General features: G+C 39.6%; 2 protein-coding genes, 1 rRNA gene and 1 other annotated feature. Of the genes, 2 read left to right on the forward strand and 1 reads right to left on the reverse strand.

The window, feature by feature from the left end:
* Nucleotides 1–13 precede the first annotated feature (13 nt).
* Nucleotides 14–1,225: an ABC transporter substrate-binding protein gene (locus tag K337_RS0100290; protein WP_028854843.1), complete on the reverse strand. Its 1,212-nt coding sequence runs from the start codon at nt 1,223–1,225 to the stop codon at nt 14–16.
* A gap of 196 nt (nt 1,226–1,421) precedes the next feature.
* Between K337_RS0100290 and K337_RS17365 the strand changes: the two genes are divergently transcribed.
* Both K337_RS17365 and K337_RS0100300 read left to right on the forward strand, forming a co-directional pair.
* On the forward strand, nt 1,422–2,096 hold the full coding sequence (locus K337_RS17365) for a Crp/Fnr family transcriptional regulator (protein ID WP_037028989.1): 675 nt from the start codon (nt 1,422–1,424) through the stop codon (nt 2,094–2,096).
* Between the two features lie 645 nt (nt 2,097–2,741).
* Nucleotides 2,742–4,260 (forward strand): 16S ribosomal RNA (locus K337_RS0100300).
* Between the two features lie 287 nt (nt 4,261–4,547).
* Nucleotides 4,548–6,181 (forward strand) — a sequence feature (23S ribosomal RNA rRNA prediction is too short).
* Nucleotides 6,182–6,570: the final 389 nt, after the last annotated feature.

Raw genomic sequence — 6,570 nt, forward strand, 5'->3', positions numbered from 1 at the left:
TACTCTCCTTATTTTACTTTTTAGTTTCTTCGAAAAATAATTTTTCACAGTGTTTCAAGATAGATCCAATATCGTTATTTTTTATATAGTCCCATCCTACCCACATAAATTTTTTATCTCCTAAGTTGTTTTCAACTTCGGGGTTTACAGTTGGGAATAATCCTTGGTGAGATAAGATCTCTCCGATCTCTTTAGAAGCAAAGAAATCTGCTAGAGGTTTTAATTCTTTTTCCTTAGATTTTTTAGTCAGCATAAATATTGGAGAAAGTGCAGCACCGTCTTCTGGCCATTGTGCTACCATTGGTCCACCTTGTCCAGTCATCTTAGTGAAGAAATAAGGCATGATTGTTACTGCTGGAACATTTGTTTTAAGTTTATTTGATTTAACCATTTGAGATGGATGCATATTTTGTAAAAGTGTTTTCCCTAATTTTTTAACTCCATCTTCTCCGTAATTTTTATAGATACTGATTAAGATTGCATTGAATAGATCGAAATCAGATATAGGTAAACTTACTGAATTTTCAAATTCAGGTTTTAATAGGTCAGCCCAAGATTTTGGAAAAGGTCTATCTCCTAAAGCATCTGTATTTACTAAAAATACGGCTGGAACCACTGCCAACATAGAATAATCTCCATCTGGATCTTTTAGTGATATATTTTCATTGTTGAAGTCTTTGTTGTATTCTGTCATCCCTGTGATATCTTTAAAGATTCCTTCATGTTTAAATTTACCCATAAGTTCATCTTCGAAAAACAGGTCAAATCCAGCAGAGATAAACATATCTGCTAATTTTTCTGGATGATTAGCTTTTATAACGTCTTCTTTTAACCAATCAAGTCCACTAGATGCAGCTTTTAATTCATGATTGATTTTCATTCCGCTTTCTGATTGGAATTTTTTTAAACCTTCTAAAAGTGGATTTTTTACTGGGCAAGGTAGGAGTCCCATTACAGACACGGCACCTTCATCGTTGATTTTTTTACTTAAATTAACATCTTCTGAATTTCTATCCTGCTCGATTATGTCATTTAATAGTTCTAAAAATGTATCTACATTAATTTTTTTTGCTTCTAACGCTTTCTGTATAGTAATCTTTCCTATTGTATTAAGTAAAGTTTTGTTGTCTAATCCCTTAAATCCCTTTGAATTGAAAAATTCAACAGTCTCTGGATAAGTGTTTACAATTTCTTTTAAGGTCATTTCTTTTTTTATATGATTCATTATTCGTCACCTCAACTTTTTATTTTATGATTTAGTATACTACAAAAACATATAAATCACCTGTAACATAGGTTACGAAAATATATTTTATTAAAAATATATTTGGTATTGGATTTTATTCCTTATCTAATATATAATGAATTATAAATATTAGGATGATATTTGAAGTAATATCAAAGAGTGGGGTGGACTAGTTATGGATATATTTGAAAAATTAAAAAATGTAGAGATATTTAGGGATATACAGGAAGAAAATTTAAAAGCTTTATTGATTGAGTTAAAATATAAAGTTAAAAAACTAGATAAAAATGAAATTGCAGCATTCAGAGGAGATGAGATTGAAGATCTAATAATAGTTGCTCAAGGAGAGGTCTATACCGAGATGCAAAAATTAAATGGTGATTCTATTGTGGTTGATAGGTTAGCAGAGGGGAGTGTTTTAGCAGGAGCATTTATTTTTGGAAAAGATAATAGGTTCCCGGTAGATGTAGTGGCATCGTCAGATACAGAATTAATCTATATATCTAAGAATGAGGTTATAAAGATGTTTCAGATGAATGAAAGGTTGTTACAGAACTATTTAGGAGTAATAAGTAATAAGACTCAATTTTTATCCAAGAAAATTTGGTTTTCTTTTACTAATAAAAGTATAAATAATAAATTGATAGCTTATCTTCTTAATAATATGAATAGAAATAACTGTGTACTTCTAAAAAACTCTATGAAAGAGATAGCGCAAATGTTTGGTGTTGCCAGGCCATCATTATCCCGTGTACTAAAAGAATTTATAGATGAGGGAGTTATAGTAAGAAAGGAGAAGAACTTGTTAGAGATTCCATCAAAAGATGTTTTGCTGCAGAAAGTAGATTAATTTTCAAAAAATTTTAAACTTTTTTGAAACACACTGCGTCTGATAGGTATAAGCAAATGAAAATAGTAATATTTTTTCATTTCTTTCTTTCCTTAAAATAAATATAGAAAAATAAAAATCTCTTAACTGTGTGACTATTACAGAAAAGAGATTTTTATTTATTTTATGAATCCTATAAAGAGTTTATAATTTTTAGAGATTGTATTGAGGGATAAAATATCGAGAAGAAAAATAGGTTACTGATAATTAAAAAAATATAATTTTCTTTACTCCTGTAACATATGTGTTTTTCACTTTTTAACTCAGTAAAATCAAGGGTAGTTAGAGGTGGCGTTTTTAATTTTAATTAGAAATCAGAAAAAAAATGAAAAACTTTATAAAAAAGCAAAAAAAGTGTTGACGGAAACTTGTAAACACGGTATACTTCTTCTTGTCCGCAAGGGAAAGCGAAAGCGACTTGAAGCGAGACATTTAATAGGACATTAGCAATTAAATAGAGAAAGAAAGTGTAAATTAAAAACTCAATTGTCGTTTAAAACTTTGTTTTAAACAATCGATTAAGGTGTACAGTGGAATGAACCACTATAAAAAAAATTATCTTTTAATAGATAGCTAAACTTCATTTATGAAGTTAGGATATAAATTTGAATGTAGAGTTTGATCCTGGCTCAGGATGAACGCTGACAGAATGCTTAACACATGCAAGTCGACTGGAATTCTTCTTCGGAAGATAGTACGGTGGCGGACGGGTGAGTAACGCGTAAAGAATTTGCCCTTCAGACTGGGACAACTAATCGAAAGGTTAGCTAATACCGGATATTATGAGACCTTGGCATCAAGGACTTATGAAAGCTATATGCGCTGAAGGAGAACTTTGCGTTCCATTAGGTAGTTGGTAGGGTAATGGCCTACCAAGCCGACGATGGATAGCCGGCCTGAGAGGGTGAACGGCCACAAGGGGACTGAGACACGGCCCTTACTCCTACGGGAGGCAGCAGTGGGGAATATTGGACAATGGACCAAAAGTCTGATCCAGCAATTCTGTGTGCACGATGAAGGTCTTCGGATTGTAAAGTGCTTTCAGGTGGGAAGAAGAAAGTGACGGTACCACCAGAAGAAGCGACGGCTAAATACGTGCCAGCAGCCGCGGTAATACGTATGTCGCAAGCGTTATCCGGAATTATTGGGCGTAAAGCGAGTCTAGGCGGCTTGTTAAGTCAGATGTGAAAATGCGGGGCTCAACTCCGTATTGCGTTTGAAACTGGCAGGCTAGAGTACTGGAGAGGTGGGCGGAACTACAAGTGTAGAGGTGAAATTCGTAGATATTTGTAGGAATGCCGATAGTGAAGACAGCTCACTGGACAGATACTGACGCTAAAGCTCGAAAGCGTGGGGAGCGAACAGGATTAGATACCCTGGTAGTCCACGCCGTAAACGATGTTCACTGGGTGTAGGGGGTCGAACCTCTGTGCCGAAGCTAACGCGATAAGTGAACCGCCTGGGGAGTACGCACGCAAGTGTGAAACTCAAAGGAATTGACGGGGACCCGCACAAGCGGTGGAGCATGTGGTTTAATTCGACGCAACGCGAGGAACCTTACCAGCACTTGACATACAACGAACTCGTCAGAGATGACTTGGTGCCGCTTCGGTGGAACGTTGATACAGGTGGTGCATGGCTGTCGTCAGCTCGTGTCGTGAGATGTTGGGTTAAGTCCCGCAACGAGCGCAACCCCTATCGTATGTTACCATCATTAAGTTGGGGACTCATGCGAGACTGCCTGCGACGAGCAGGAGGAAGGTGGGGATGACGTCAAGTCATCATGCCCCTTATGTGCTGGGCTACACACGTGCTACAATGGTTGGTACAGAGAGCAGCAATACCGCGAGGTGGAGCAAATCTCAGAAAGCCAATCTTAGTTCGGATCGCAGTCTGCAACTCGACTGCGTGAAGTTGGAATCGCTAGTAATCGCGAATCAGCAATGTCGCGGTGAATACGTTCTCGGGTCTTGTACACACCGCCCGTCACACCACGAGAGTTGGTTGCACCTAAAGTAGCAGGCCTAACCATTTATGGAGGGATGTTCCTAAGGTGTGATTAGCGATTGGGGTGAAGTCGTAACAAGGTATCCGTACCGGAAGGTGCGGATGGATCACCTCCTTTCTAAGGAGCACTTTATGAGATCAGTTTACTGATCTATATAAAGAATATTTACACGTCTCTTTCTCTATTTATTTGGTAATGTTCTCTTTTTTTGAGAGAAAATACCAGTTGGACATTGAAAACTATATAGTAATGAAATAATAAATTAACAATTTTATTAGATCTTCAAGTTATGTGAGAGCATAACGATAATTAACGAAGAGTTAGAAATAACTGAACGTAAATTAGATTTCAAAAATTCTAAAAACAAATTAAGCAAAAAATATTAAAATTCTATTTTAATAATAGGTTAAGAAATTAAGGGCGCACGGAGAATGCCTTGGTAGTAAGAGCCGATGAAGGACGTGATAAGCTGCGATAAGCTAAGACAAGCTGCAATTGAGCGTAATAGTCTTAGATTTCCGAATGGGTAAACCTACTAGTTTGAAGAACTAGTGTGGAAACGGGAACCGGATGAACTGAAACATATAAGTAATCCGAGGAAGAGAAAGTAAAAACGATTCCCTAAGTAGCGGCGAGCGAACGGGGAAGAGCCCAAACCGAACAAGTGTGATAGCATGCAGGCGTTGCTTGTTGGGGGTAGTGGGATACAAAGTAGCAGATCTGCAAAGTCTGCGCTTGACTAATCAAGGTACTAGAATGAACTGGAAAGTTCAACCGTAGAAGGTGATAGTCCTGTATAGGGAACTTAGATTAGAGAGTCATTGTAATCCCAAGTAGCACGGGACACGAGAAACCCTGTGTGAATCAGCGAGGACCATATCTCGTAAGGCTAAATACTCTTACTAACCGATAGTGAATAGTACCGTGAGGGAAAGGTGAAAAGAACCCCGGGAGGGGAGTGAAATAGAACCTGAAACCGTGTGCTTACAAGCGGTCAGAGCAGAGCCTTCGGGCGTGTGATGGCGTGCCTTTTGGAGAATGATCCTGCGAGTTACGATCAATGGCGAGGTTAAGTATAACGGAGCCGAAGGGAAACCGAGTCTGAATAGGGCGAATTAGTCGTTGGTTGTAGACGCGAAACCTGGTGATCTATGCCTGTCCAAGATGAAGCTGTGGTAAGACACAGTGGAGGTCTGAACCCACCGTCGTTGAAAAGCCGGGGGATGAGGTAGGTATAGGGGTGAAAAGCCAATCGAACCAGGAGATAGCTCGTTCTCTCCGAAATGCATTTAGGTGCAGCCTTGATTGTTTAAATATGGGGGTAGAGCACTGAATGGTCTAGCGGGCATATTGCTTAGCGAAATCAATCAAACTCCGAATACCATATTTCAAGAGATCAGGAGTGAGACTATGGGTAAGCATACAGCCAGACCCACTAAGGTCCAAATTATCTAAGTGGAAAGAGGTGGATCTGAAACACCAGGATCTAGAAGCAGCCAACATTTAAAGTGCGTAATAGCTAGGCGAGAGTCTTGCGCGGTACGGGAGATTACTGAAAGAACCATGTGTAGACTGGTAGGAGAGCGTTCGTAGGCCGTAAGGTAAGGGTAACATCGAGTATCGGAGTGAGAATGCAGGAATGAGTGCGAGAAGGGGTGAGATCCTCTCGCCGAAACAAGGTTCCAGAGTAAGCTTGCCTCTGGAAGCGGACCTAACCGAGGCTAGATTGCGTAGGCAATGAAAGCGTTAATTTACTGCGCACTAAATTTGTTTGAGAGATGAGAGCAGAAGGTATGTGCGCAGACTGTTGATATGTCGTGTAGCATGTAGGATGAACCGCAGAAATCCACGTTTAGATCTGAGGTGATCGGAGTGTGTAATGAACACGAAGTGCAAATCCACGCGCGAGAAAGCTCTATGAGATTAAGTCCCGTACCGTAACGACCGTGGTTAGGATGGAAATCAAGGCGTCAGCTAACTTCGCTAAGGCTCTGCATGGCCTACTCGGGAGAAGGGCCATGGTGACGCGTTTAGCCGATGGCTAGGATTCAGCGTAGAGCCGAATTGCAAAGCAGTTGTCGAATATCTACTGCGCCACAAGTCAGAACGCGTGTTTCATCATTAATGGCAGCCTTCTCCGAAGTAGGGCCATTTGCGAGTTCCTTAGCGAGAGTTAGCTGTACCCTAGATGTCTCATCCTAACACCGTGTCGGTTTACGGTACGGCACTATAATCTCATGAAGCTTTCTCGCAGCGTGGATTTGACCTCGTGTCATTACAAACCGATCAACTCAGATCTAAACGTGGATTTCTGCGGTTCCATCCTACATGCTACACAGACATATCCAACAGTCTGCGCACATACCCTTCTGCGTCCCTCCATCTCTCAAACAAATTATAGTGGCGCAGTAATATTAAACTGCTTTC

The sequence above is a fragment of the Psychrilyobacter atlanticus DSM 19335 genome, assembly GCF_000426625.1.
Classification (GTDB): domain Bacteria; phylum Fusobacteriota; class Fusobacteriia; order Fusobacteriales; family Fusobacteriaceae; genus Psychrilyobacter; species Psychrilyobacter atlanticus.